The following is a 24,979-nucleotide window of genomic DNA, read 5'->3' as shown; positions in this document are numbered from 1 at the left end:
CTGCCGACCTCACTCGCCGCTTTCTGTACGAGCGAACGCTACGACCGGGTCGCGCATACCTACGGCAAATCCTATCCGGACTACGTGCGAGGCATGCTCGGCGATTATGAGAGCGCGCCCGACGTGGTCGCATATCCACGCAATGAAGCAGAGATTTCCGCTGTGATGGATTGGGCGGGTGGTGTCAACGCCTCGCTGACGCCGTTCGGGGGCGGGTCGAGCGTCTGTGGCGGCGTCGAGCCGCGAGTCGATAGGATTCGCTATAAGGCGGCCGTTACACTTGACCTACGCAATCTCGGTAAGGTTATCGAGGTAGATCAGATATCGCGTGCCGCACTGATCGAAGGCGGTGCCTATGGTCCATCGTTGGAGAACCAGCTTAAGCCGCACGGCGTCACGTTGCGGCATTTTCCGCAGAGTTTCGAATATTCAACCCTTGGGGGCTGGATCGCGACGCGATCGGGCGGTCATTTCGCCAGTCTCTACACGCATATAGACGATTTCGTCGAAAGCCTGCGCGTCGTGACGCCGCGCGGCGTACTGGAAACGCGTCGATTGCCAGGATCGGGTTCTGGACCGAGCCCCGACCGCATGTTCATAGGCTCGGAAGGCACACTCGGCGTGATTTCGCGCGCGTGGATGCGATTGCAGCCACGTCCGAAATTCCGTGCCGGTGCATCGGTTCGTTTCCATTCGTTCTTCGGCGCGGCACGCGCATTGCGCGCCATCGCACAAGCCGGCCTCTATCCATCGAACTGCCGCATCCTTGACGCGCAAGAGGCGTTCAATACCGGTGCGGCCGACGGCAGTGTCGCGATCATGGTGCTCGGCTTTGAATCCGGCGATCATTCGCCGGACGCCTGGATGATGCGTGCGCTTGAATGCTGCGCCGACCACGGGGGGACCCCAGAGGCCGCAAAAGCCGGCGATGCACATCTCGAAGGTGCAGCCGGAATCTGTCGGAGTGCATTTATTCGCATGCCCTATGCGCGCGAGTTTTTGACGCCGGCCGGTCTCATCAACGACACGTTTGAGACCGCTATCACCTGGGATCGGTTCGAAAGTTTCCACGACAAGGTGAAGGCGGCAACGGAACGATCGATCCTCGAAGCGACTGGCCTGAAAGGCGAGGTCACATGCCGCTTCACCCATGTCTATCCAGACGGGCCCGCGCCCTATTTTTCTTTCCACGCCCTCGGCCGACACGGTGCTCTTCTCGAGCAGTGGCAGGCGATCAAGAATGCGGCCAGCGACGCGCTGATTGAGGCGGGTGGTACGATCACGCATCATCACGCTGTCGGCCGTGATCATCGGCCTTGGTACGATCGTCAGCGCCCGGAGCTTTTCGCGGCCGCGCTTCGGGTAGCAAAAAGAGAACTCGATCCACAAGGCATGCTTAACCCGGGAGTGCTTATCGATCCGTAACGCGGGTCGACGCGCCAACGGGACTAAGCGAATAATTGTTTTGTTTGCTGCAGTGCACGAGTCCGCTCTTGGCACTTAACCGACCTTCCGACCGCCGTGGCGAATGCCCGTTATCGGGGGCAAAGCGGAAGTCGCCGGATCATGCCCCGATGTCGCAGATTGACCCAACGCGGACTTTGCCGCTCATTCAAAATTGAGCGTTCGCCAACATCAATGGTTGGCGTTTTTGGCCTACGCTCATGGGAATATCGTATCGTAATTGACGCACGAACTATTTGGCTACCAGGACCCGCGATGAAAGAGCCAGCGTGGTATGAGGTATTGGAGCCGCGCGAGGCAGTCTTCGCAGGCTTAATTGGGTTCGCGGTTGTATACCCGCTTGTCTATTATGCGGGTCACGTCGGGTATGTATTCTGCGGCTATAGCCCTCGGGAATGGAAAAACCTTGGAACGGCCGTAGACGTGCTCGGTTTCGCTGTTCCGTACATTCTGGTGAGATGGTTAGTGAGGCGGCGATAGACCGGGACAAGTTTCACTTAGGCTGGTTGGAAGAGGAAGGAACAGCCAGCCGCGATGGCAATGACACTAACGTGGTCGGTCTGCATGTGGCCGATTCCGTTGAAAAAGGTGACAGTAGTTCGATGTAATGGCGCTAGAGGCGAAGCGGCTGTGCCGGCTTCTATGCGGGCATCGGGATCAGCTTGGCCATCTTGCGAAGGTTCTGGGCGGTGGCTGCGAGGGTGAACTCGTCGCGCGCGCCGTTTGGGCCTCGTAACCGTAAGCGATCGAGCTTGAGAATGCGCTTGAGGTGCGCGAACAGCATCTCGATCTTTTTGCGGAGCCGACGCGAAGTGCGGCCCTCCCATGATCTTGCGATCTGGCGCGCCATGTCGCGAGCGCCTTCGTAGATCGAGCGTGGTACCCTCCGTGAAGCCTGCTTGGGGCAACACTGGGACTTCAATGCGCATCGATCGCAATCGCGTTTGCTGGCGAGATAAAGCATCGTGGCACCGTCGTTCACCAGCGCTCCGGTTGTCGCGAGAATCTTGCCGCCGGGACAGCGATAGACGTCCCCTGCGTGGTCATAGGTGAAGTCCTCGCGCGAGAAGATCCCATCTGTGCGGGCCGACTTGTCGAACACTGTAACGTGAGGCTCGATGCCATGCTCATAGACCAACCAGCCGAGCATCTCGGCTGACCCATAGCCGCTGTCGCCCATGAGCTTGTCAGGATAGAGGTCGAAGCGCTCCATCGAACGTTCGATCATGCGTTTGGCGGCGAGGACCTCGGCTTGTCGGATCGCCGTGGTGGCTTCAATATCAACGATGATCGCGTTCTCGACGTCGATCAGATAGTTCGTCGAATAAGCGAAGAAGGCTTGGCCTCCGTGCGCCCCAGTCCAGCGCGCGGCCGGGTCGGAGGGCGACACGAACTTCGGGGTAACCTCGGTCGCGGCTCCGAAAGCGGCATCGTCGAGGACGGCCAGATATTCATCGATCGCTCGGCCAGACGCGTCCGGCGGAAGGCCCTTCTCGCCTTCGATCCCCTTCTGCCGATTGGCATCAGCCTTGATCAGACTCGCATCAACCGCGAATCCTTCGCCTCCGACCAGTCGCTCCTCGATGCACAGGCGCAAGACGCTCTCGAACACGCGACGGAAGAGATCGCTCTGCCGAAAGCGGCCATGCCTGTTCTTGGAGAACGTGGAGTGATCCGGCACCGCCCCGTCCAGACCGAGCCGGCAGAACCACCGGTAGGCCAAGTTAAGGTGGACCTCATCACACAGCCGCCGCTCCGATCGAATGCCGAAGCAATAACCGATCAATAGCATCCGGATCATCAACTCGGGATCGATCGAAGGTCGACCGATACTGCTGTAGAAGGGCGCCAAGTCCTGCCTGACCTGCTCAAGGTCGACAAATCTATCGATCGACCGCAGCAGGTGGTCGGCGGGGATATGTCTTTCGAGCGAGAACTCATAGAACAACGCAACCTGTTCGACTTGCCGATGCCCCATCATGACCTTCAATCCTGCCAACTAGACAGACTGAATCACTGATACCTCTGCGTCGCAACAGCCGCCTTTTTCAACAAAATCGGCCCGAAGGCGAAGATCGCGATGGTATCTGGCACGTCTGCAGTCAAGTCCAAACCGGACACGGCGGAGATGCTGCTAAATCGACGCGAATGACCCATAGCGGACCTTCGTCGGAATCCTCTCAGGTTTTGGTTTCGATCGGAAAATCACTGAAAATACGAAAGCTGATCTTCCGTAACGACTCGCTCGATTTTCTCGGACTTGCACTTGATGCGGTATCTAACTCGTCCATCGGACTCGATGGGCATATGCTGGACGATTGTGTAAGTCATTGGCGGTTCAGTTGTGGCCCGTCCTTGTGGGCCTTGGGGTTGGTGGCGAACGTCTTCATTTAACTTAAAGACATGCGACATGTGTTTACCTCAACCTTTACGGCTGCTCTAGCGTGGAGTGTGTGTGACGCAATGCATACTGTTGCTTCGGGCTCAGGCTGGTGAAAGCAAATACAAGGTACCCGCAGAATGACTGGCGGTCTGAGAAACCACGAGCGGTCTGCAAGACTTGACCTAACACGTGACGGGGGGGCTCCAGTCATGCTGAGCAGTGCGTACGGCCTTGATCCGACCGGGACAGCCTCGCCGCGCGCTCACGTGCTGACCCGTTGTGTCTTAGCGGGGCTAGTCCTCAAGAATAGATTTCGTGGCCTCGAAGACCTGTTCTGCGGTGCCCTTAATCGTGCCCTGCGCCCAAGCCTGAAACACGGTGACGTAGGCGTTCTTGTACGCCTCTTCGTCTGCAGAAAAGTAGACTTCGTCGGTCGTGGTATCCAAGACAAGCGCTCCTGTATCGATGCAAATTTCCTCGATGAGTACCAGGCGCTCTTCTTGTTCAATCAGATGACGTTTTACGATGCTCATTGTATCTCCAGCTTTGCACCGACCATGCCACGTTCCGGATGCACCCACGCCTAATGAACATGCCGACCTAGTCGGCGGAGGGATATCGTAGCTGGGCGACCACCCGGACCGACTGCCGAAGCGAATCGCTTTCACGGGTTGAACAAAAACCCCGCTCCCGATGACTCAGGGGCGGGGCAGGACCACAAGCTCTGCCAGTACATCCGTGGCTAGAGCGACAGGTCTGTCGTCTCTTAATTAAGCAGCACGAAGATTTTCGGCAGCGGACTTGCCCGTACGACGGTCTGCGACGACGTCATAAGACAACGTCTGACCTTCGCTCAGAGTGCCCATACCGGCGCGTTCGACCGCGCTGATATGAACAAAGACGTCGTTGCTGCCGTTTGTCGGCTGGATAAAGCCAAAGCCCTTTTGGGTGTTAAACCACTTCACTGTACCTGTGTTCATCAGGTCTTCCTTTCGTATACGCGCAGGACCTGGCGCGGAGTTGCGGCCAGTGTTCCCGTTAGTCGATGTTGGAGAATGTCTGAAACGTGCGCGCCGTCAGGATCTGAGGCGAAAGCGGAACAGGTGTTCGGCCAGTATCGATGCTTGAAATAATATACCAGCAGTTGAGAGACTTCAAGAAAAAAGCCAACCGTGCTTCCCGTCATGGTTGGTGTATTTGTTCCGCAGTTAAGAGCCCGTCGAACCCGGTGATTGATTGCGGGAGCGACTTGAGTGCTTGGAGCCAGATCGTCGTTCGTTGGCTGTTCGGATGGTCGCAGTCCGGGCGAGCAGAACCAGTCGTTCACATGGAGGGCAGTGTTGAGTTGCTTGATCTTTGCAGAAGCTTGTCTTTCGCCGGACCCGCACCAAGAAGGGGCGGCTGCGCTTCAAGGCGCTCCCTTTTCGGCAAGTACGAGAGGGGGCGGGAGCGCACCAGGCGGTCTGAGCACCGATAGATATCAGGGGGTAGTGCGGTGATGTTTGAACCCTATCAGGGCTGTGTCTCGCTCATAGTGCCTGCACTTCCCTGAGGGATTGCATGAGGAGTGAACCGTCCGCTTCTGGCCCGAATGCGAGTGCCGCGCGGGATCGGAAATCGTCTGCTTATCGGGGTAGATCGGAAGTGACTGGTCGACCTTCCAATCGGCGCTTTTGACCCAAAGCGGGCCTCGCGGCCCGACAGCGGCGTCAACACCCCAACTTTGAGCGACTCTCGATACTAAACTTTAGCGAGTTTTCCTTTAAACAGAAAGCAAGCTAATGGTAGGGGCACGAACCGTGCATGCGCTTCCCACAATGGCAGGGCTAGTTATTGGCTTAGTCCTCGGCGTTTTCACCGCGTTTTTTCAGCTAATAGGGCTGTCTGCGCTCCTTCTCGGCGCCCAGCATCTCTTCAACTTTCCGCTCTCACCAAAGCAAGATTTGTTGCTTAACTTGGCGATCTACGCGATTCTGATTTTGATCGTTTTCTTTCGTGGGTTTCTCAGCAATGACGAACCAACTCGATCGCAGTCCTTCTATCGATCTGCCATCGTTACTTTCCCGCTGCCAGCCATCTGGCTCATGTATGCATGGCCAACGTACGGCAGCTAGAGGCCCGTGAGCGAGGCAGCCATAGACGCGTAGTTGTCGCTGTCAAACTGCGTAGCTATTTCGCCTTCTGGCCCATGGCCGAAACCCGGATTGAAGATTGCCACGTCAGCTTACTGGGGTAGACCGGACCGAGCTTGTGGGTCCTTCGATCGCCCGCCCTTGACCCAAGGCGGACATGGGCAGCGGCCCGCTTAAAGTCCGCTTCCGGCGCTTGGCTGATACGTGATTCGGACACATTCCGGGCTCGGTCGTGATCTCGCCATGTTGTCGCCCCGTTGCGCATGGAAAGCTCGCTGCCATGCTCGCCTTCAGGGTCATCTTCACCGGTGCGGCGATAGGTACGCTAATCCTGGTTGCGGTCCACCAACGCGCCTCGCGCCCGGCCGAGGTCGCCTCGCTCGAGCAACCGTACGAGGTGCCGGCGCTGCAGTCCGACCGCCTCGACGGTCTGGTCAAGCTACGCGAGCAGATGATGCAGGCCCTGCCGCGGCCGCAGCCCGAGCCCGCCCCTGAGCCGCCATTGCAGGAAGTCACGCTTGGCTCGATGCCTGATGCTGCTTCCGGTCCATCGTCGGCCCACGCCAAAGCAGGCGACGATTTGATCGGGACAAGATCGGTGCCGTTCGGTCACTATGAGGCCACCCGACCGGCGCCGACAACGAGCGATGAGACCGGTGTTGCCTCCAACCCAGCGCCGGCGACGCAGGATTTCCAATATCTCATTTATTACGTCTGGTCCGAAGTGCCGCCCGCCGAGAAGCCGGCGGAGACCGTCCTGCGTTCGCTCAAGGACATCCCGGTCGGAACGCCGGTCGAGGAAATCAAACGTGCATCCGACGCGTTCGGTCTCGATTGCAATTTCATGAAAGCGGTTGCCAAGATCGAGTCCAGTTTCAACCCCAATCAACGCACCGGGTCGTATATCGGCCTGTTTCAGCTGAGCGAATATGAGTTCAGCAAATTCGGCTTTGGGCAGATTCGCAGTCCCCGCGACAATGCCGTTGCGGCCGCCTACAAGATCATTACCGAAGGCATCCTGTTCGAGTGGATGACGCACCGGAAGCCGGACTTGAACGATCTTTACCTGATCCATCAGCAGGGCTGGGAAGGCGCCGCCGAGCACATCAGCCAGCCCGATCGCATCGCCTGGAAATCCATGTGCGCCACCAGCGAAGGCAGGGAGAAGGGCGAGAAGTGGTGCAAACGCGCGATCTGGGGCAACACCCTTCCGGCCCTCAAGAAGGCGTGGAAATCGGTGGACAAGGTGACATCGGAGGCGTTCGTCGGCATGTGGCGCGCGCGGGTCGCTGAATTCCATTCGAAGTACATGGCGACCGCCGTCGCCGCAGGGGCGAAGCAGTAATTCCGTTGCGTGGTCGGCAGAAGCTGCCGCATCCCGCCGCCGAGCCCGTCTCACTTCAGGATTCGGAAATCGCCGCTAACGAGGTGGTCGACCAAGTGCCGATGTCTACTCATGGCACTTTTCGGATCTCGCTCGATGCCGAGTTCAGTCCGTAATGCGTAGCAAAGCGGACGTTGGTTACAGGCTAAAGCAGGAGCAGCTCGCGATGTTGTAAAGAAAAAGCCCGTATTGCTGCGGGCTGTTTTGTATTACCAACCGCGGTATCCGCCTCCGCCGAAGCTAAAGGTTACGCTCGGCCCGCCGTAACCATACCCGCCGCCATAGTACGGCCCACCATAACCGCCGCCATAGTACGGCCGCGGAGCGTAGCCATAGCTTCTATAATGCGGGCGGTAGTGACGATAGCCATAATGGCGATAGTGCCGACCACGAGAGCTGATGTCGGTCGATGATTGAGTTACGTCGGTTGCGGCCTTTGCCTTCACCGTGTTGCCTGCTGCGTTTGCAGCGGAGCCACCGAGCAGCGCGGCTGCGCCAACTGCCGTCGCGATAATCAACTTTTTCATGCGAGCACTCCCTTTAACGTGTGGAGTGCTAATGACCGCGGATGTTCAGCGTTCCGGCGTGCGACATTAAATCACCGCTAGGTGTTGGAACAACCGTTCATATTGATTAACGGAGTCGGTCATTTCTGGTCTTCCCCGATGAGCGGACATTCTCAGAGTCCATCGGCATGTCTCAAATGTGCCAATGAGCGACATTAGGGTGTATGGATCCATTACGCGAACTAGCCAATTTTGCGCTCTCGAGGGACACTGAGTATGTTGTAACGCTCTGGGTTGTTGTCTCGGTTAACCCTTTACCGCTCCTGCGGTGAGCCCGTGGATCAAATGGCGCTGCAGAAAGCTGAACAGCACCGCCACTGGGACTGTGCTCAAAATGACGCCGGCCGACAGCGGCCCCCATTGTATCTCGTACTGCCCGACCATGTAGAGGACCCAGCTGACAGCGTGCGCATGCTGGTCTCGGTGGTGAACGAGATCGCGAACAGCAATTCGCTCCAGGACACGACGAAGGCGAAGATCGCGGTCGCGGCGATCCCTGGAGCGGCGAGCGGCAGCACGATGCGGTACAGCGCACCAAAATGGTTGCAGCCGTCGATCATCGCGCTTTCTTCGAGGTCGCGCGGGATCGAGCTGAAATAGCCGACCATCATCCAGACCGTGAACGGCACGGTGAACGAGAAATTCGAGTAGATCAGCGCCTGGTAGGTATCGATCAGGCCGAGCGCGCGCCATTGCGTGAGCAGTGGCGCGATCAGGAGAACGCTCGGAAACATCTGGGTGGCAAGAAAGATCAGCAGCAGCGCATCGCGGCCGGCGAAACGAAAGCGGGCGATGGCGTAGCCGGCCAGCACTGACACTACTGTGGTCGCGACCATCGTGACCGAGCACACCCACAGGCTGTTGAGAAAGAACCGAGAAAACGGCGTGACCGGCGAAGTCCAGGCATCGATATAATTCTCGAAGGTCGGGTGCACCGGCAAGTATTGCAGCGGCGTTGCGTAGAGCTCGTCGCGAGTTTTCAGCGATGTGAGCAACATCCAGAGGAACGGCCCCAGCGCAAAAGCGGTTAGCAGCATGAGGCCGACCCAGACCACCGGGCCGCCCAGCAACCGCTCGGCAAGATCTTTTGGGGCGTGGCGAGCTGTCATTCGGTTTCCTCGACGCCTTTAGTGATGCGGAGATAGAGCGCCGTGAACGCCAGCATCACGACGAGGAGGACGACCGAGAGCGCGCCGGCGTAGCCGAAGTCGAGGCTCGAATATGCCTGCAGCAAGGTGTAGGTCGAGGTGATCTGCGTGGCATTGGCGGGGCCCCCGCCCGTCATGACAAAAATCAAATCGGCATAGTTGAAGGTCCAGATGATCCGCGTCGCAGTCGCGACCACGATGATCGGCCGCAGCAACGGCAAGGTGATGTGCCAGAACCGCGCCAGCACACCGGCGCCGTCGACGTGGGCCGCCTCGTAGAGCTCGTCCGGCACGGACTGCAATCCCGCCAGCAGCATGATGGCGAAGAACGGGATGCCGCGCCAGACATTGGTGAAGACGACCGCCGCCATCGCCGTGTCCGGCGAGGAGAGCCAGGCGAGCCGCTCGTGCATCCACCCGGCCCGAATCAGGAGGTCGTTGATGACGCCGTAGTTCGGCTGATAGAGCCACTGCCAGATCAGTCCCACCACGACCCAGGGCAGCAGGGTGAGTGTGCGCACCATCGCGCGCCCCGTGAAGGCCTGCTGCAGCAGCAGGGCTGCCGCAAAGCCGAACACAAATTGCAGGATGACCGAGCCGAATACCCAGACCACCGAATTCCACAGCGTCAGCCAGAACACGGGGTCCTGAACCAGGCGGACATAGTTGCCAAGTCCGATGAAGCGGTAGTCCTGCGGCTTGTACAGGACATCCGCATAGAGGCTCATCTTGATCGCCAGAATAATCGGCACGACGACGGTCGCGAGCATGCACAGCGCGGCCGGGACTAGGTACAAATAGCCGATCAGGAGCTTGCGCACCCGCCAGCTGATCAGCGGGCGCCTGCGGGGCCTTGCGAGGGACAGCGTGACCATGACCGTTCCCCGACGCCTACGACATTTCCTTCCTCAGGATGTCGGCGAAGCGGTCGAGGCAGTCCTTCGCGGAGATCTTTCCAAGGATCGCTTGCTGGATCAGCGGCACGCCATCGGAGTCGATCTTGCCGCCCCAGCCGGGATAGGCGAGATACGGGCTGACGATCCCAATCGGGAAAGAGTTCACGAAACCGGCCAATGCCGGATCCTTGGCAAACTCCGGCCTATCGAGGATCGACTTGCGCGCCGGCAGCAGGCCGAGGGTCGAGTTGTATCTGAGGCTCGGCTCGTCCTCGAGCATGAAGCTCATGAATTGCCAGGCGCCTTCCTTGTTCCTGGCGCCCTTGAACATGGTGAGCGTCTCGGAGAACCAGAACGAGGCGCGCTTCTTCGCCGGCCCAATCGGCAGCGGCAGGGTAGCAAAATTGTCGACCCCAACGTTCTTCTTCTGCTGGCCGCTCGAGCCGGAATTGTGCTGGTACATGCTGGTGACGCCGCGTCCGAAGGTCTCGACGATTTCGACGAAACCGTCGGTCGCGGCACTCGGCGGCGTGACCTTGTGCTTGAGCGCGAGGTCGAGATACCAGGAAAGCGCATCGATCGCTTCCTTCGAATTGATCACCACCTTGCCGTCCTTGAGCACTTCGGCGCCGTTGGCGTAGGCGAATTCGCTCGGATAGAGCAGCGCCCAGGTGCCGCTGCCGCGCATGCCATAGCCATACTGGTTCTTGTCCGCCCTGGTGAAGGCTTTCGCGATGGCGAGGAACTCGTCCCAGGTCCAGTCCGGGGTCGGCTCCTTGAGGCCGAGTTCCTTGAAACGGTCGCGGCGGTAGTAAATCCCGTCGAGCGTCACGGCGAGTGGCAGCGAAATGATCTGGTTGTTGATGGTCACGGTGTGCCAAGCCGTCGGTGCGACATCAGCGTAGTGCTTCCAGGCGTTTGCCCGCGCGGAAATGTCTTCGACAGCGCCCATGCCGTTGAACTGGCCGACCCAGTTGTCCCAGGCTTGGCAGAGATCGGGCGGACTTCCGCCAGTGATGGCGCTGATGAGCTTCTGACGCGCCTGCGCCTGCGGCACGTATTCGATCTGCACCGCAAAATCGCTCAACCAGCGAGTTCATCAGCGCGATGCGCATCGGCTCGGGAACGCTCCACTGAAAGCGCACCGGCTCGGCGGCCCAGGCCTTGCGCGGCGCGATGAACGGAGAATCCCACCACGCCAGATCGGCCGCGGCGATGACTCCCGTGCCGGCCAGTCTGTGCAAAAGCTTGCGACGAGACAGCGACGTACGCTCATCCATGTTGGACCCCTCCCGATGGCAAAGCCTTTGCGGCTCGTGTTTACGCCATCATGCCACAGCATTCTGGGCGGGAAAAGCAGCAAACATGCTACCGCCTCGCGCTTTCGGTATGGAGGCTCGGCAACGGCTATCGGCCAAGAGAACCCGCTCGATTTTGCGCTCCGACCGTCGCAGTCGGCTGATGTCACCCGACTACGTCAGCCGACATGATCGTCAGCGATTTTTCGTGTCTCGGTCGGTCACCACTAACCGTATCTCACTGCGCGCCGGAAAGCCGAAAGCCTACCGGCAGGCAATCTTCGACAGCCTCTACCGCGCGATGCGAGAAGCCCTCGTGCTTGGAGGCAACCAATTCACGACCATCAGCGAACATGGCGCTGCGAACTTCCGCTACGGCGCCGCCCTTCGCATCTCGTCCTGATCTAGATCAGCGTCTTTAGCACGCGCACGGTCGAACAAAAGAAGGCACTGTTCCGGCGGATCGCGGAGCTGCTCGGCGATAGCCCCGGCCTCCGGCCGGAGGACGTGTTCGTGAACCCTTGAGCATGCCGCGAAGCCGCCTCAAGCGAGAATGTCTGCAAGTGCCCATTTTGAGACAAGCCGTAGGGTTCTGACAATGTCCGCTGATCGGGGAAGACCGGAAGTGATTGGCGGCCGGTCAAATAGACGCGAATGACCCAAAGCGGCCCTGATTGATCTGGATCAACGTGTGCGTCGCACCCTGCCTCAAGCTTTTCGCGTGCTCGGGCAAACGTCCGATGCTCACCGAAGCTCCTTGCAACCGACACTAAGGAGAACAACAACCAATGAGCACGTTCAGAAGTATCTGTGGCGCTTTTCTCGCGATGTGTGCCACCACGACTATGGGAAGCATTCCTGCCTCTGGCCAGCAGCCCGGTCAAAAACCCAATATCCTAGTCATAATGGGCGACGATATCGGCATGTGGAACATTGGAGCTTACCATCGCGGTCTGATGGCAGGCAGAACGCCGAACCTCGACAAGATGGCCAAGGAAGGAATGCTTTTCACCGACTACTATGCTGAGGCGAGCTGCACGGCGGGCCGCGCGAACTTCATCATGGGCCAGCTACCAATCCGCACTGGCATGACCACAGTAGGTCAGGCGGGTGCCTCGATCGGAATACCCGCCGAGGCGGTTACCATTGCGACGGTTCTGAAATCGATGGGCTACGCAACTGGTCAATTCGGTAAGAACCATCTCGGTGACAAGAACGAATTTCTGCCGACCGTCCATGGCTTCGATGAGTTCTTTGGTTATCTATATCATCTTGACGCTATGGAAGATCCCGCGCATCCCAACTATCCGCAGAACCTCCTGAACGTCGTCGGCCCACGCAACATGGTTCACAGCTGGGCGACTGACAAAGATGATCCCACCGAGATGCCCCGCTGGGGCCAGATCGGAAAGCAGAGGATCGAGGACGCCGGTACACTCTATCCGAAGCGCATGGAAACGGTTGATGACGAAATTCGCGACTTCGCTATCGACTTCATCGATAGAGCCAAGAAGGATGGTAAGCCGTTCTTCGTCTGGCTCAACCCGACGCGGATGCATATCGTGACGCATCTCTCGCCGAAGTACGAGGCGATGCGCAATTCCGATAACGGCTGGTCGGAAGAAGAAGCCGGAATGGCACAGCTTGATGACGACGTTGGTCTCGTCCTGAAGAAACTCAAAGATATCGGCGTGGACGACAACACTATCGTTGTCTTCACCACGGACAACGGCACGGAGGTATTTACGTGGCCCGACGGCGGTCAGACCCCGTTCGCTCAATCAAAGGGGACGGTGCTTGAGGGTGGCTTCCGTGTGCCTGCGATCATTCGATGGCCGGGAAAAGTGCCTGCTGAGACGGTGCAGAACGGAATATTCTCCGGACTGGATTGGTTGCCGACCCTCGTGGCTGCGGCAGGTGATCCGAACATCACTGAGGAACTGCTGAAAGGCAAGGAAATCGGCGGTCGGGTCTACAAGAACCATCTGGACGGCTACAACCAGATGGACGCTATCACCGGCAAGGGACCTTCCAAGCGCCACGAGATTTTTTATCTAGGCGAAAGCACGGTCGGCGCGGTGCGGATCGACGACTACAAGTTCCGCTTCATCGACCAGCCGGCAGGCTGGATCGGCGAAAAGACCAAGCCCGATGTGCCCTACATCACCAACCTGCGGCTCGATCCGTTCGAGCGCACGGGCTGGCCAAACAATGGAACGAAGGAAGGCGGGCAGCAGTATTTCGATTGGTTCAAGTACCAGTTCTGGCGTTTTGTCTTCGTTCAGCAGGTCGTAGGCAAAGAACTGCAAACGTTCCTCGACTTCCCGCCGATGCAGCGCGGCGCGAGTTTCAATCTCGAGGCCGTCAAAGCAGAGATGGCGAAAAGAATGGAGCAGGCAGAGGCGGCAGCAAAGGGTCCCGGCAATTGAATAACTGCTCTTGCGGGCGGACTGCACGCAGGTTGCCCGCTTGAGCACGTTCTTAGCCAACCAAAATGTCTGGTCGTGGCCCATTGCGACAGATTTGATCTGTCGCGATGTGGTCCGCTCTCAGAGGCAAACCGGACTCGATTCGCTCGCCGCAAGTATTACGGCTTTTAACCCGGAGCGGACTTCGGCCGTCCTGGTTTTGGACAGAGAAGAAGTCCTTCTCGCTGGTTCAGGTTCATTCTGCGATAGCGCGTGTCAGAAGCACATCCTATGATGGCTACGCGGCACCGGCCGCAAAGCCAGTATCTTACTCGCTATGCGGAAACACAATCTTGCCGTACCCAACAACAGACGCACGAGGGCATCATGAAGCACGCATGTTTGGCCGGCTTGGTCGGCACCAGCTTGCTGGCCGCTTTGCCAGCTCCTGCCGGAGCCCAGACCGCAGTCACAGAACAAGAGGCTCGGTCAATCGCGGTCGATGCTTATCTCTATTTCTATCCGCTCATCTCAATGGATGTCACGCGGAAGGTGTTCACCAACATCGAGTCCGGTAAAATTCCGGGCAGAGGGCCGATGAACACTTTCCAGAGTATGCATGCATATCCATCAGCCAGCGACAAAGGCGTTGTTCGCTACAACTTCGACACCCTGTACTCCGCTGCATGGCTCGACATGACGAAGGAGCCGATGGTCGTATCGGTACCTGACACGAATGGGCGCTACTACTTGCTTCCGATGTTGGACATGTGGAGCAACGTGTTTGCTTCGCCCGGATGGCGAACCACTGGCACGCAGGCAGGCAATTTCCTGCTGACGCCACCCGGCTGGAGCGGCACCATTCCGCAAGGCTTGACGCGTATCGAAGCACCGACGCCTATCGTTTGGATCATCGGCCGCACCAAGACTGACGGCCCACCAGACTACGAGGCGGTCAATAAAATTCAGGCAGGGTATAAGGTCTCGCCGCTCTCGGAGTGGGGCCAGCCCCCTGTGCCAGCCAAAGTGACAATCGACCCCACGGTAGACATGAAGACGCCGCCCAAGGTTCAAGTGGACACGATGTCTGCGGAAAAATACTTTGCACATGCCGCCGAGCTTCTCAAGACGATCCCGCCGCACATCACCGATCAGCCAATCATCGCCCAATTGAAGAAGGTCGGCTTCGAGCCCGGCAAAAGCTTTGATGTTCAGAAACTCGACCCCGCGATCCGGAAAGCTTTCGCGGGCGTTCCCGAGGAAGCGCAGAAACTGATGGCATGGAAGATACCGGCGCTCGCTCGCGTCGTTAACGGTTGGTCGATGAACACCGACACGATGGGCGTCTATGGCAACTACTACTTGAAACGCGCCATTGTCACCCAGGTCGGTCTCGGCGCAAACCTCCCAGAGGATGCCATATACCCGATCAACCTTGCCGACGAGAACGGCAGACCACTCGACGGAGCGAACAGATATACGCTTAGCTTTGACAAGGCGAGCGCGCCACCAGCGTATGCATTCTGGTCTATTACGCTGTATGACGCCGAAGGCTTCCAGGTCGCGAACCCCCTCAATCGGTTCAACCTCAGCAGTTGGATGCCGCTGAAATACAACGCGGATGGACCGCTCGACCTGTACTTCCAGAACGAAAGTCCTGGGCCTGACAAGGAAAACAACTGGCTTCCCGCCCGAAGGGCGCGTTCAACTTGCTGATGCGTTTATATGCCCCGAAGTCGGAGGCGCTGACTGGCAAGTGGAACCCGCCCCCAGTCACGCCGGTGCAGGCACTGCAGAGTTTGAGCGCTCAATAAAATAACACGACCCAAGAACGCAGCGACGTGCAAATGCCGCTGCGTATACCCGAGATTGGACGCATGCCGGCTTCTGGCCCACTTCGGACCTTCCGCGATGTCCGCTATTCGGTCGCTATCAGGTGCAAACCGGACATTGAGCGGCTCGCATCCAGCACGCTCGATATTATGGGTACATGTCCTAGAAGGTGGCTGAACTCAGGCTCTGTGAGCAGCGAAACCCCAACACTTCCACGATCATGACCCCGCCGCCATTTGCCGCTTTCATCCTTACGAGGATGGGCCAAAGCTGGACTGGCCAGCACTGACCATTTCATCAGTTCTCCTCCAGGTCGAGAAGGAAACGGCCTCAGCGAGGGGCAATAGGGAACACGCCGGGGCCGCCTCCCTACCGGGAAAGAAGAACACTTTCCACTTTTTCCCAAACATTGGCGAAGCTATTGGTTCCGTCATTGCGCTCTATCCCGGGGCGAGTACGACGCAGGGTTAAGCTCGCCCGTCCAGCGCGGCTAACGTTCCTGATATCCAAGACTAGGAACGTTCTGCGGAAGTGGTAGTTTGCGGTTCGGAATGTCTTGGTTGGTCAATGCCTCGTTACTTTTGCGCAATAAAGTTTTGGCGGCGTCTTAGGCGAATAGCTCGGCGCCCTCAGGCGTGATCTTCACGTAGGTGCCGCACCCGCGAAGCGCCATGGTAACACACGATAAGATGCAACTGCCATCAGGGGGCTGAGCGACCCCAGCGTGGGAGGATCGGGCATTGCAAGGCGAGGTGCGCTTGTACAGGCGAGCTTGCCCAGCGCTTACGCGCCTCGGCTGTACGCTCGGTTAAGGCGTACAGAGGCCCGTAGATGGTCTCTTGGGACTTCGTAGCCAATGGCCGGTACTGGGTCTGGCGAAGTTCCGAGCTGGAATGCTGACTGTCAATGTCGCATATTGGGGAGAAGATGGAAGAAGCCTCAACAACTCCTGATCAAGATAAGGCCGCGCGAATTAGGCTGGCCGAGATCGGTGGCGAATTGACCCCCGACGAGATAGCCGAGCTGCCTATCGCGGTGGTCTATAATTTGCTCCACCAGTTTGGCGAGGGCGCGTGGCCTCCAACCCCGGGCATGCCCCGATGACCTCCTGTTGGGCCTCGTCCCCAATTGGGCGCGGCGCGCTGGGGGCTGCCCACCGTCTGGACTTCTTCACTTTGATCAAATTCTGGCATTCGAATTGCTACCTGCAATTCTATGCCGCTCTATCATTTTAAACTCGTCGACAGCCGCATTGTGAGCGACCACGGGTGCACGATTTGCCGGACGAGACGGCCGCGCAAATCGTGGCAATCAAGCTCGTCCGGTCCCTCCGGGAGTCGCGGCCGGAGCTCATTGGCATGAACTGCCCGATTTCGGTAACCGATGAGAGCGGTGCCGGCATTCCACTGGATATTACCTAGAGGGTGGTAAGCGGGCTCGGCCGGCTGCCAAATTTCTCGGTTGACCGATGGCGACGGAACACTCCGAGCTCGCGGCGCAGCGCGTTCACCAAGAAAGCACGGTTCGGGGTATAACTCATCGGGTTAGTCGATTCGTTTGATGAGGTTCATTGAGAAATGGCGAAGTCGGCCAAGCTCGTCGCTGTCAAGCGCGGCAAGGTTCTCTTGGTGCGACGACGGTCCGACGGGCGGTGGATGTTCCCTGGCGGACGCAAACGACCGCGAGAGACGGATCTCGCTTGCCTTCGGCGCGAGATCAAGGAGGAGCTGCCGAAGCTGAAGCTTGGCCGGTTGCGGCTCTGGAAGGAAGTGAAAGCAAGAAACAAGCGGTCGGGCCGCAAGATGAGCGACGCAATCTTCGTAGCCACAAGCGCAAAGGGAAGACTGGCAATCGGCGACAAACGGGAAATCAGTCGCGCGGTCTGGCAAAAGCCCCGTGGTATCCGGCTAACGCCGACCTCGCGCTACATCCGGGACAAGCTTTTCGGGAAGGCCTGACGAGCGAGATCGGAGGTAGGAGGTCCCGTCTACCGGATCGAGGGTGCGGAACCGCTGCAACCAAATCGGGAGGAGAAGCTACGGAAAGCCTCAGGACGAAATCGCCGCCCACATCACAGAGTGGCTAGCATCTCCTAGGAGCGGCACCCAGTTGCTGGCATTACTCCCGATCTTCGGTCCATGTGCGCTTTGCGCACTGGCACTGAAATATGCGGACCGTCAGCCCTCGCCGCGAATCCATCAGCCGATAGGCAAGCTTTGGTTGAGCACCGCATTCACACCGGCGCTCCTCATGGGTCTTTGCTCCTTGAAATTTATCGCCGCTGAAGAAGTTCATCACTCTATCCCTGCCAAAGAGTGATTCACTAAGTGCTAAAGTGAACATTTGTTCCCGCCCTAGACAAGAAAGCGTGTCAGGGGGCTGCGCGTAACGTAGGAACAGTGCGGAAGTGCACCCCCCCCGTTTAACGGGCGAGATAAGGGCATTCCGGCTCCCTATAAGTTGTTGCGGCTGGTAGCTGGTCTTTTTAGCGGAATCGAGTTTCCCCATTGGAGGAATTTCTGATTCGAACTTCATGCTGAAGAACGGGGGCCAGCATGGATGACCCGACCCTATCCGGAAGACATTCGCGAACGGGCTCTTGCGCAGGCTGACGCTGGGGAGACTGCTCCTTCGATTGCGGCAGCGCTTCAGATCAGTCCGTCCTGTGTGACGAAGTGGAAGAAGCTGAGGCGAGGAGACCGGAGGCGTTTTACCCGGCAAGATCGGTGGTCGGGCTTCCGGATCATTCTCGTGACGGACGCCTGTGCGCTTCACTCGCAGAACCCGTCACGCAGCAAGAAGGCTTTGTTGATAGCGACTGCCGCTTTGGCTCCCTCTGCGATAGCGGCCGCGACGAGCAGAACGTCGCGCGACACGTCGCCGGCAACATATACGCCCGGCACGCTGGTTTCCTCCGTGGCCGAGTCCGTAACGACCCCTCCTTTTCTATCGCGTTTGCAACCAAGGAGCTCAGAGAGGTCCGATGCCTGATGGCAACCCGTCGAGAAAAACAGAGCTGCCCGATCAAGGTCAGGACCGCTTTTGAATCTGATCTTCGTGAGCACCCCCTCCGCGCCTTCAACCGATGCGATCGGCTCGTTCCGCAAGGGTATTCCGTGTTGTTTCAGCTTACGCGCCGCATCCGCACTGATCTCGGTGCCATCGCTGCAAGCCACAACATCCGCCATCCAGTGCTTCATCATGACGGCAGGTCCGCCCCCTTATCTCCCTTGCCAAAAGCGGTAACGGGTTTACCGGCATATTCAAAACCGTCGCAGTACAGACAGTGATGGACTGAAACACCGTAAAGAGCCTCGACACCCGCTATCTCGGGGAGTTCGTCCACGATGCCGGTTGCGAGAAGAACTTTCGAAGCAATCCCCGTTGTGCCGTCGGCGCAGGTGAACTCGAAGCCTTCGTCGGCAGGCGTGATATCGTTGACCCGCGTCCAGCGGATTGAAACAGACTTGTAGCGGGTGAGTTCCTGTCGGGCTTCTTCGAGAAACGCGGATGGAGATCGGCCTTCACGCCCCAGCAGACCATGGATGGCCTGCGAGCGCGGTTGCGCGGCTGTTCGTCATCGCAAAGAAGGACCTGGCGATGGCATCTCCCCAGGATCAGAGCTGCGCTTAGTCCGGCAGGTCCGCCGCCAACGATAACCACATCGATTTTCATGGCGAGCACCTCTCTTTCGCAATTTATATAGGACGCCTCCCGCGGGTGGGAACCCCTTGCGCCCCTTCGTTCGTTAGGCATTACGAAAGAACATCATGTCGAGCGCGCGACCAGCAGCGAAATGGAAGGAATTGACGCTCGACGAGCGGCGTGAGCGGCGCAGGCTCCGTCGGGAAAAGCAGCGCGAGGACAATGTCAAACGCGCCGCGAAGATGCATGCAGCTCGGCTCAGGACGGCGGGCCAGACCCCAAAGAGCTTGCCTAAACTGAAGTCATCCGTCTTTGTCGGATGTTCAGGCTGGCGTTACTGGAAATGGCGGAACTCGTTCTATGCGCGCGTGCCACAGGAAAAGTGGTTCGAGCGCTACTCAAAGCGTTTCGATACGGCCGAAATTAACGCATCCTTCTACTCGTGGCCGACCGTTGCGAACGTGCAGGCCTGGCGGCGCCAGCCCGGCAACAGGAAGTTCGTTTATTCGGTCAAGGTCTGCGATCTCATCACACATGTAAAACGGTTCAAGGGCACGAAGACGCTCATACGGGATTTTGGCATCATTGCCGATATCCTTGGCGAGCGGATGGGATGCTTTTTGTTTCAATTACCGCCGAGCTACCGCTACACCAAAGGGCGGTTGGATGCGATCGTGAGCCAGCTCGATCCCGCGCGCCGCAACGTCGTGGAGTTTCGGCACGTGAGCTGGTGGAATGAGGATGTTTACAGAGCCTTTCGGGAGGCCGGGATAATCTTCTGCTCCTGCAGCGGGCCGCGACTGCCGGACGAGCTTATCCGGACAGCTGATGAAGTTTACGTCCGCCTGCACGGCCCCAAACGCTGGTATCGGCACGATTATTCGAATAGCGAACTGGAGAGCTGGGCGAACAGGATAAGAGCAAGCGGGACAAAGAGAGCCTGGGTCTATTTTAACAATGACAACGACGCTTACGCCCCCAAAAACGCGGCAGTCCTGCGGCGCATGCTGGAACTATCGCTTACCCGCCTTCGGAAGGACCCAGGACCTTTGCGTGTATCGCAAACGTCCAACGCGCCGCTTGGATCAACGCCGCGGGCCCAAGAAGCGCTCGGCATTAGTCCCCGAGCCGAATCTGTCCGCACCAATAGATTAGACGGCAATACCCGTGCTAAGCGCCAGCTGAAAAATTCACGGTAGGAGAGATTCTGTCCCGGGCTTTCCTTGTGTGCGGATAGTTTCCGTAAGGAATGCACTCTGCCCGAGTAAAGCTGAAGCGTGCCGTACGGCACCTGATGGCCGAAGCGTTCGAGAGCTTCTTGCAGGCTCTGAAGGTTCTGGGGCACGCTGTCGACCAGCGTCCCTTCAACGTCGAAAATGATCCCAGAAAACATCGATCAGCTCCAGCTCATGGCTTCTATCCGATCTAGCCCGGCGGCATGGCCCGCGCTTTCTCAAGGGCTCTTGTCGCCTGGGCATCCAGCTCGGACCCCGACTGCTCACCTTTGAACCGTCTTCCTTCATCCAGCGCTTTGAGTTTCCCAGAGTCTTCGCCGAAGCCATGAAGAGCGGCTCGCTGCTGCTACCCCTAACCTCAATGGCATTTGACTTCCATAGCCATAGAAGAAGTCTTCGAATAACTTGATCGCCGCACATCAGGCTGTCACAAAACAGCAATCGTAACATTGATAGAACGACCTCAGATCGATGACGCCGAGGCGACCTCCATGCACTGCCTGATTTCGGTCGGGAACGTTGCGGTCCTGCCGAAAACACCGACGTCAATCATCGAGCAGTCGGCGAGATCAGGCTTTCGCTGGCTTCAACATGTCGTTCCGCAAAATTGAGGGCTAGCAGGTGATCGTTCGCGTGTTTCTGTCGGCAGCCGCGGGCCTTGCATCGGTGTTGGTTCTTCAGCACGCATTGGCCTTTCCGATCGAGGGCGTGAACACGTCGCTTCCCGTCGGAACCGAGCTGGACGATGACGCGGTCGATCAGCCGCGCGAGCAGTTTCACTCTGAGGCCATCGAAGGTCAGAAATCATATCTGGTGAAGCTCGGAAACATGGCGTTTAATACGCCTGCCATTCTCGGCGGCACCGCGCTGAAGGGCGACGTCAGTTGCGGCACATGCCACATCAACGGTTCTTCCAATGGGAAGCTGTTCATCCCAGGATTGTCGATCCGTCCTGGCGGTTTTGATACGACGAGCGCTCTGTTCAATCCGAAAGCCGAGAATTTCGTTCTCGATCCGGTTCGGGTTCCGAGCTTGCGCGGCGCGCGTTATCTCGCGCCTTACGGCCGCGACGGCAGAAAGGAATCGCTGCGCGATTTTGTCCGCACCGTGATCGTCGATGAATTCTCAGGTCCGGATCCCGCGCCTGCGATCCTTGATGCGTTGGTCGCCTATATCGAGGATATCGATTTTCTGCCCAACCCCCGCATCAGTATCGGCGGAAAATTGGCGGCGGACGCCAGCGAGGCGGAGCGGCGCGGCGAGGCCCTGTTCAAGAAGCCTTTTCCGCATGACGCGGATCTGAGCTGCGCGGGCTGTCACATTCCGTCCGCCGCGTTCGTCGATAACAAGCGGCACGATGTCGGCTCAGGCGGGCTCTACAAGACGCCGACGCTGTTGAACGCCGATTTCAACGCGCCTTACTTTCACGACGCGCGTTTCACTAATCTCGATCAGGTCGTCGATTACTTCGATCGCTCATTCACGCTCGGCTATTCGACCCAGGATCGGGCCGACATGGTCGCCTATCTGAAGGCGATCGGCGACGCCGTGCAGCCGTATGACCCCCTCACCACGGCGATCCTGTTGCAGGACATTTTCGACTTCGCGAGCGTGCTCGGCACCGCCATTCAGGCGCATGACAATGGCGTCATTTCTCTCACGGTCGCAGCCGTTGGTGGTGATCTCAACGATGTGATGGATCGTATTCCGGAGCAGGGCACCCCCGGCGTGTCAGGCGGCGAGAAAGAGCGCGACGCTGCACGCAATGCTCTCAAGGAAGCCGTGGCGATACTGGAACGGGTCGGCAGCAATGCAACTGCGGGAAAATACGACGACGCGGCGCGCGAATATCAAAACTACAATCACTGTATAAGTGTCGAGGTGCAGCCTGCTGTCAGTCGCGCGGAACCATGGTCGCTGCTGAACAAGGCCGTCCACGACGCTCATTATGTCGCTCTGCGACAGCAGCTCGAATCTAACAGGAAGCAATCGGCCAAGTAACTGGCCCTCGTCAGTCATCGTCAAAAAAAAGGTCGAGCTCGCTGCATCGAATCGCGTGGCCGACCTCAATCGGGGACTCTGGCCATCAAAGCGTGATCGAGCGGCTATCAAAGACGCGCGTGAGCGTATCGCGGCCAAGGTCGCCCGGTCCAAACTCATACAGCACGCGGCATCGGTCTCGGCGATTGCCTAACCTCTGGCGTCGCACTTGGCATACTTGAAGAATGGCCCTCACTACCGATGATGAACACCGTGGCGGCCTTAACCCCACGAGCGAACGTTCGAACAACTTCGCCGAAATGTCGCACCCTTGAAACAAACCACTTCTAAACACCGCTCGACTCTTCTCGCTGTCTCTCAATTTGAGAGCCGCTTCCTTGCTCCTCCACAGGGTATTCCCATGCTATGGCCAACACCTGTTCGTCATCATCTTCGTGGAATTCTTTGCTTATCAGCGGCATCGTTGGTGCTGTGCTCTTCCGTCGGTCACGCCGACGACGGTGATCGGGGCAACCATGGTGACGATACGCGAACGCCCATCAAGCACGTCGTCGTCATCATTCCCGAGAACCAAACGTTCGATCATTACTTCGGGACCTATCCGCACGCGGCGAATATTAAAGGCGAGCAGACTTGGCTTGGCGTGCCTGCGCCGAAATTCGTGGCGCGCCCCGGCACCCCAAAGGCCCACACCCTGACGCCTGAGTTGCTGAAGAACAATCCGAACCGGAGCATATTCGGAGTCCCCGCCAATCCCACCCGATCTAGTCCGGCCAACGCCGTCACCTGCGATATGGGCCACGACTACGAGCCCGAGCAAAAGGCGTACAATGGCGGGAAGGTCGATCAATTCCCGGAGACCACTGCCGGCAAGGGCTCGGGTTGCCAGCCGGACGGCACAACCGTCATGACTTATTTCGACGGCAACACCGTCACAGCGATGTGGAACTACGCTCAATACTACGCCATGAGCGACAATTCCTTCTCCACGACTTACGGCCCCACCGTGCCCGGACACGCCAATATCATTGCGGGCACCACGCATGGCATCGTCATTCACGACCCCGCCAACCCAGCCAACCCAAACACCTCCGGCTTCTACGTCAATCCGAAGGATCAGTCGGTCACGCTCGTTGACGCGAACCTGCCCGGTTATCTCGACGATTGCGGCGGCAACGGCCGGACTTTTGAATTCACCGGCAAGAACGTCGGCGATCTGCTGAACGAGAAGAAGGTGACCTGGGGCTATTTCCAGGGTGGCTTCCTGCCGAGCCAGCCTGCGACGTTAGACGCGAACGGCAAGGTGCTGACGCCTGCGGTTTGCAACACGACGCACAGCGCCCATCAGATGGAGATCAACGGCCGCACCTACCTGGTGCAGAACCCGAGCGTCAACAACCCGGGCGTGGACATTCACGCGCTCGCCAGGGACTACAGCACCGGCGTCACGCCGTTCATGAAATATGCGAGCACGCGCAACCCGCACCATCTGCGGCCGAGCTCGCCGGAGATGATCGGCAAGACCGACCAGGCTAACCACATGTACGATATTTCGGATTTCTTTACGTCGCTGAACGCCGGCTCAATGCCCGCGGTGAGCTACGTGAAGGCGCCGGTCTATCAGTACGGCCACCCCTCAAGCTCCGATCCGCTCACGGAGCAAGGCTTTATCGTGGAGACAATCAACGCGATCCAGAAGTCTCGCTTTTGGAAGGACACTGCGATCGTCATCGTTTGGGACGACTCCGATGGCTGGTACGACCACGTCATGCCTCCGGTCTTGACCCCGTCGGCGACCAACCTCGACTTCCTGTTTGGCCCCGGCAATTGCGGCACGCCGAAACCTGGTGCCGACGCCGCGCGCTGCGGCCTCGGCCCGCGCCAGCCTCTGCTTGTGATCTCGCCCTATGCGAAACCGAACTTCATCGATCACACCCTGACTCATCAGGCCTCGGTGCTTCGCTTCATCGAGGACAATTGGAAGCTGGGCTTCATCGATGGCCCGGTTGCTCCGCCCGAGGGTACGGGATCCGTCGACCGGTATGCAAATTCGCTCGATAACATGTTCGACTTCAAGGGCAAGCCGAACAGGCGTCCTCTCATTCTCGATGCAGTCACTGGATCGATCGTCTCGGGTGGCGACAACGACGGTCACGATCACCGCCACGATAACGATCAGGGCCAAAATAACGATCACAACCACTAACCGACAACCGAAAACGATTGAGCCACGACAACTGGCCCGCCGCAGGCATTACCTGCGGCGGACCATCGCGTCACCGGCGGTAGCGATTACGCAGCTAGCATCTTCTTAGTTCACGCTAAACTGCTTGTGTCCGTTTCTGGCACGTTTGACACATGCCGACGGACTCTGAGAATGTCGGCTAAGCGGGAAGACCGGAAGTGGCCGGCGGACGGTCAGATCGACGCGAAGGACCGTGAACAGACATGAGGGGATTTCGTCCGTCACGCTAATCACTTCGGCTTTCTGTCCGGAGGTTCTACAAATTCATAAATGGGAACGTGGGTGCGTTCCGACCATGATTCCAGCGCAGCTCCGCAGACCGTGCAGATCGCGTCACCCGT

General features: G+C 58.4%; 19 protein-coding genes and 2 pseudogenes. 12 read left to right on the top strand and 9 right to left on the bottom strand.

Annotated features, from left to right (window positions below):
* Positions 1-93: 93 nt before the first annotated feature.
* Positions 94-1,425, top strand: a complete 1,332-nt coding sequence (locus AC5ZGW_RS40630; RefSeq protein ID WP_496114085.1) for an FAD-binding oxidoreductase — start codon at positions 94-96, stop codon at positions 1,423-1,425.
* Positions 1,426-2,104: 679 nt separating this feature from the next.
* On the opposite strand, the gene AC5ZGW_RS40625 is transcribed toward AC5ZGW_RS40630, so the two are convergent.
* The 3 genes from AC5ZGW_RS40625 to AC5ZGW_RS40615 all read right to left on the bottom strand — a co-directional run bounded on the left by AC5ZGW_RS40625 (position 2,105) and on the right by AC5ZGW_RS40615 (position 4,827).
* Complete coding sequence (locus AC5ZGW_RS40625; RefSeq protein ID WP_130228707.1) at positions 2,105-3,445, bottom strand: transposase; 1,341 nt, start codon at positions 3,443-3,445, stop codon at positions 2,105-2,107.
* A gap of 695 nt (positions 3,446-4,140) precedes the next feature.
* The gene (locus tag AC5ZGW_RS40620) at positions 4,141-4,380 is read right to left on the bottom strand and encodes a hypothetical protein (RefSeq protein ID WP_130228709.1); all 240 of its coding nucleotides are present in this window, start codon (positions 4,378-4,380) and stop codon (positions 4,141-4,143) included.
* 237 nt (positions 4,381-4,617) lie between these two features.
* Entirely contained in the window at positions 4,618-4,827 is a 210-nt protein-coding gene (locus tag AC5ZGW_RS40615) for a cold-shock protein (protein WP_092226167.1), read from the bottom strand.
* Positions 4,828-5,646: 819 nt separating this feature from the next.
* Between AC5ZGW_RS40615 and AC5ZGW_RS40610 the strand changes: the two genes are divergently transcribed.
* Positions 5,647-5,961, top strand: coding sequence for a hypothetical protein (locus AC5ZGW_RS40610; protein WP_130228710.1), 315 nt, complete (start codon positions 5,647-5,649; stop codon positions 5,959-5,961).
* A 298-nt stretch (positions 5,962-6,259) separates the two neighbouring features.
* Positions 6,260-7,324 carry a lysozyme family protein gene (locus tag AC5ZGW_RS40605; protein ID WP_245474961.1) on the top strand — a complete coding sequence of 355 codons (1,065 nt, stop codon included), beginning with the start codon at positions 6,260-6,262 and terminating at the stop codon, positions 7,322-7,324.
* Positions 7,325-7,572: 248 nt separating this feature from the next.
* On the opposite strand, the gene AC5ZGW_RS40600 is transcribed toward AC5ZGW_RS40605, so the two are convergent.
* The 4 genes from AC5ZGW_RS40600 to AC5ZGW_RS40585 all read right to left on the bottom strand — a co-directional run bounded on the left by AC5ZGW_RS40600 (position 7,573) and on the right by AC5ZGW_RS40585 (position 11,060).
* Positions 7,573-7,890 (bottom strand): hypothetical protein, encoded by a 318-nt coding sequence (locus AC5ZGW_RS40600; RefSeq protein ID WP_130228711.1) that lies wholly within the window; start codon positions 7,888-7,890, stop codon positions 7,573-7,575.
* Positions 7,891-8,258: 368 nt separating this feature from the next.
* On the bottom strand, positions 8,259-9,038 hold the full coding sequence (locus tag AC5ZGW_RS40595) for a carbohydrate ABC transporter permease (RefSeq protein ID WP_130228712.1): 780 nt from the start codon (positions 9,036-9,038) through the stop codon (positions 8,259-8,261).
* Complete coding sequence (locus tag AC5ZGW_RS40590; RefSeq protein WP_496114084.1) at positions 9,035-9,952, bottom strand: carbohydrate ABC transporter permease; 918 nt, start codon at positions 9,950-9,952, stop codon at positions 9,035-9,037. Before AC5ZGW_RS40590 ends, AC5ZGW_RS40595 begins: the two co-directional genes overlap by 4 nt.
* A 16-nt stretch (positions 9,953-9,968) precedes the next feature.
* Positions 9,969-11,060: an ABC transporter substrate-binding protein gene (locus tag AC5ZGW_RS40585; protein ID WP_130228714.1), complete on the bottom strand. Its 1,092-nt coding sequence runs from the start codon at positions 11,058-11,060 to the stop codon at positions 9,969-9,971.
* A 419-nt stretch (positions 11,061-11,479) separates the two neighbouring features.
* On the opposite strand from AC5ZGW_RS40585, the gene AC5ZGW_RS40580 reads away from it, so the two are divergent.
* From AC5ZGW_RS40580 to AC5ZGW_RS40555, 6 genes and pseudogenes are all read left to right on the top strand, one after another.
* Positions 11,480-11,674 carry a hypothetical protein gene (locus AC5ZGW_RS40580; protein ID WP_496114083.1) on the top strand — a complete coding sequence of 65 codons (195 nt, stop codon included), beginning with the start codon at positions 11,480-11,482 and terminating at the stop codon, positions 11,672-11,674.
* Positions 11,675-11,679: 5 nt separating this feature from the next.
* A complete protein-coding gene (locus AC5ZGW_RS40575; protein ID WP_496114086.1) occupies positions 11,680-11,796 on the top strand; it encodes a tautomerase family protein in 117 nt (38 codons plus the stop codon).
* Positions 11,797-12,098: 302 nt separating this feature from the next.
* Positions 12,099-13,700: an arylsulfatase gene (locus tag AC5ZGW_RS40570; RefSeq protein ID WP_130228721.1), complete on the top strand. Its 1,602-nt coding sequence runs from the start codon at positions 12,099-12,101 to the stop codon at positions 13,698-13,700.
* A 366-nt stretch (positions 13,701-14,066) separates the two neighbouring features.
* Positions 14,067-15,493, top strand: a pseudogene (locus AC5ZGW_RS40565) (DUF1254 domain-containing protein).
* Between the two features lie 1,596 nt (positions 15,494-17,089).
* Positions 17,090-17,470 (top strand): NUDIX hydrolase, encoded by a 381-nt coding sequence (locus AC5ZGW_RS40560; RefSeq protein ID WP_130228715.1) that lies wholly within the window; start codon positions 17,090-17,092, stop codon positions 17,468-17,470.
* Between the two features lie 601 nt (positions 17,471-18,071).
* Positions 18,072-18,188, top strand: a pseudogene (locus AC5ZGW_RS40555) (helix-turn-helix domain-containing protein); the annotation flags it as partial.
* Between the two features lie 95 nt (positions 18,189-18,283).
* On the opposite strand, the gene AC5ZGW_RS40550 reads toward AC5ZGW_RS40555, so the two are convergent.
* Together AC5ZGW_RS40550 and AC5ZGW_RS40545 are read right to left on the bottom strand one after the other, a co-directional pair.
* A complete protein-coding gene (locus AC5ZGW_RS40550; RefSeq protein WP_130228716.1) occupies positions 18,284-18,715 on the bottom strand; it encodes an FAD-dependent oxidoreductase in 432 nt (143 codons plus the stop codon).
* 121 nt (positions 18,716-18,836) lie between these two features.
* Positions 18,837-19,187, bottom strand: a complete 351-nt coding sequence (locus AC5ZGW_RS40545) for an FAD-dependent oxidoreductase (RefSeq protein ID WP_496114082.1) — start codon at positions 19,185-19,187, stop codon at positions 18,837-18,839.
* Between the two features lie 95 nt (positions 19,188-19,282).
* Here AC5ZGW_RS40545 and AC5ZGW_RS40540 point away from each other — a divergent pair, with 95 nt between their 5' ends.
* From AC5ZGW_RS40540 to AC5ZGW_RS40530, 3 genes are all read left to right on the top strand, one after another.
* The gene (locus AC5ZGW_RS40540; protein ID WP_349645112.1) at positions 19,283-20,356 is read left to right on the top strand and encodes a DUF72 domain-containing protein; all 1,074 of its coding nucleotides are present in this window, start codon (positions 19,283-19,285) and stop codon (positions 20,354-20,356) included.
* Positions 20,357-21,013: 657 nt separating this feature from the next.
* Positions 21,014-22,393 (top strand): cytochrome c peroxidase, encoded by a 1,380-nt coding sequence (locus tag AC5ZGW_RS40535; RefSeq protein WP_245474962.1) that lies wholly within the window; start codon positions 21,014-21,016, stop codon positions 22,391-22,393.
* Positions 22,394-22,859: 466 nt separating this feature from the next.
* Positions 22,860-24,599 carry an alkaline phosphatase family protein gene (locus tag AC5ZGW_RS40530; protein ID WP_207231102.1) on the top strand — a complete coding sequence of 580 codons (1,740 nt, stop codon included), beginning with the start codon at positions 22,860-22,862 and terminating at the stop codon, positions 24,597-24,599.
* Positions 24,600-24,979 lie beyond the last annotated feature (380 nt).

This window comes from Bradyrhizobium sp. Crot121 (assembly GCF_059512385.1).
The sequence above is the reverse complement of the archived record's forward strand: the minus strand, read 5'-3'. Positions and strand labels throughout refer to the sequence as shown.

Coding starts and splice junctions, on each gene's coding strand:
- AC5ZGW_RS40550 (WP_130228716.1), bottom strand. CDS start 18,715: ATGATGAAGCACTGGATGGCGGATGTTGTGGCTTGCAGCGATGGCACC.
- AC5ZGW_RS40595 (WP_130228712.1), bottom strand. CDS start 9,038: ATGACAGCTCGCCACGCCCCAAAAGATCTTGCCGAGCGGTTGCTGGGC.
- AC5ZGW_RS40600 (WP_130228711.1), bottom strand. CDS start 7,890: ATGAAAAAGTTGATTATCGCGACGGCAGTTGGCGCAGCCGCGCTGCTC.
- AC5ZGW_RS40625 (WP_130228707.1), bottom strand. CDS start 3,445: ATGATGGGGCATCGGCAAGTCGAACAGGTTGCGTTGTTCTATGAGTTC.
- AC5ZGW_RS40560 (WP_130228715.1), top strand. CDS start 17,090: ATGGCGAAGTCGGCCAAGCTCGTCGCTGTCAAGCGCGGCAAGGTTCTC.
- AC5ZGW_RS40605 (WP_245474961.1), top strand. CDS start 6,260: ATGCTCGCCTTCAGGGTCATCTTCACCGGTGCGGCGATAGGTACGCTA.
- AC5ZGW_RS40620 (WP_130228709.1), bottom strand. CDS start 4,380: ATGAGCATCGTAAAACGTCATCTGATTGAACAAGAAGAGCGCCTGGTA.
- AC5ZGW_RS40630 (WP_496114085.1), top strand. CDS start 94: ATGCTCGGCGATTATGAGAGCGCGCCCGACGTGGTCGCATATCCACGC.
- AC5ZGW_RS40570 (WP_130228721.1), top strand. CDS start 12,099: ATGTGTGCCACCACGACTATGGGAAGCATTCCTGCCTCTGGCCAGCAG.
- AC5ZGW_RS40540 (WP_349645112.1), top strand. CDS start 19,283: ATGTCGAGCGCGCGACCAGCAGCGAAATGGAAGGAATTGACGCTCGAC.
- AC5ZGW_RS40590 (WP_496114084.1), bottom strand. CDS start 9,952: ATGGTCACGCTGTCCCTCGCAAGGCCCCGCAGGCGCCCGCTGATCAGC.
- AC5ZGW_RS40615 (WP_092226167.1), bottom strand. CDS start 4,827: ATGAACACAGGTACAGTGAAGTGGTTTAACACCCAAAAGGGCTTTGGC.
- AC5ZGW_RS40545 (WP_496114082.1), bottom strand. CDS start 19,187: ATGAAAATCGATGTGGTTATCGTTGGCGGCGGACCTGCCGGACTAAGC.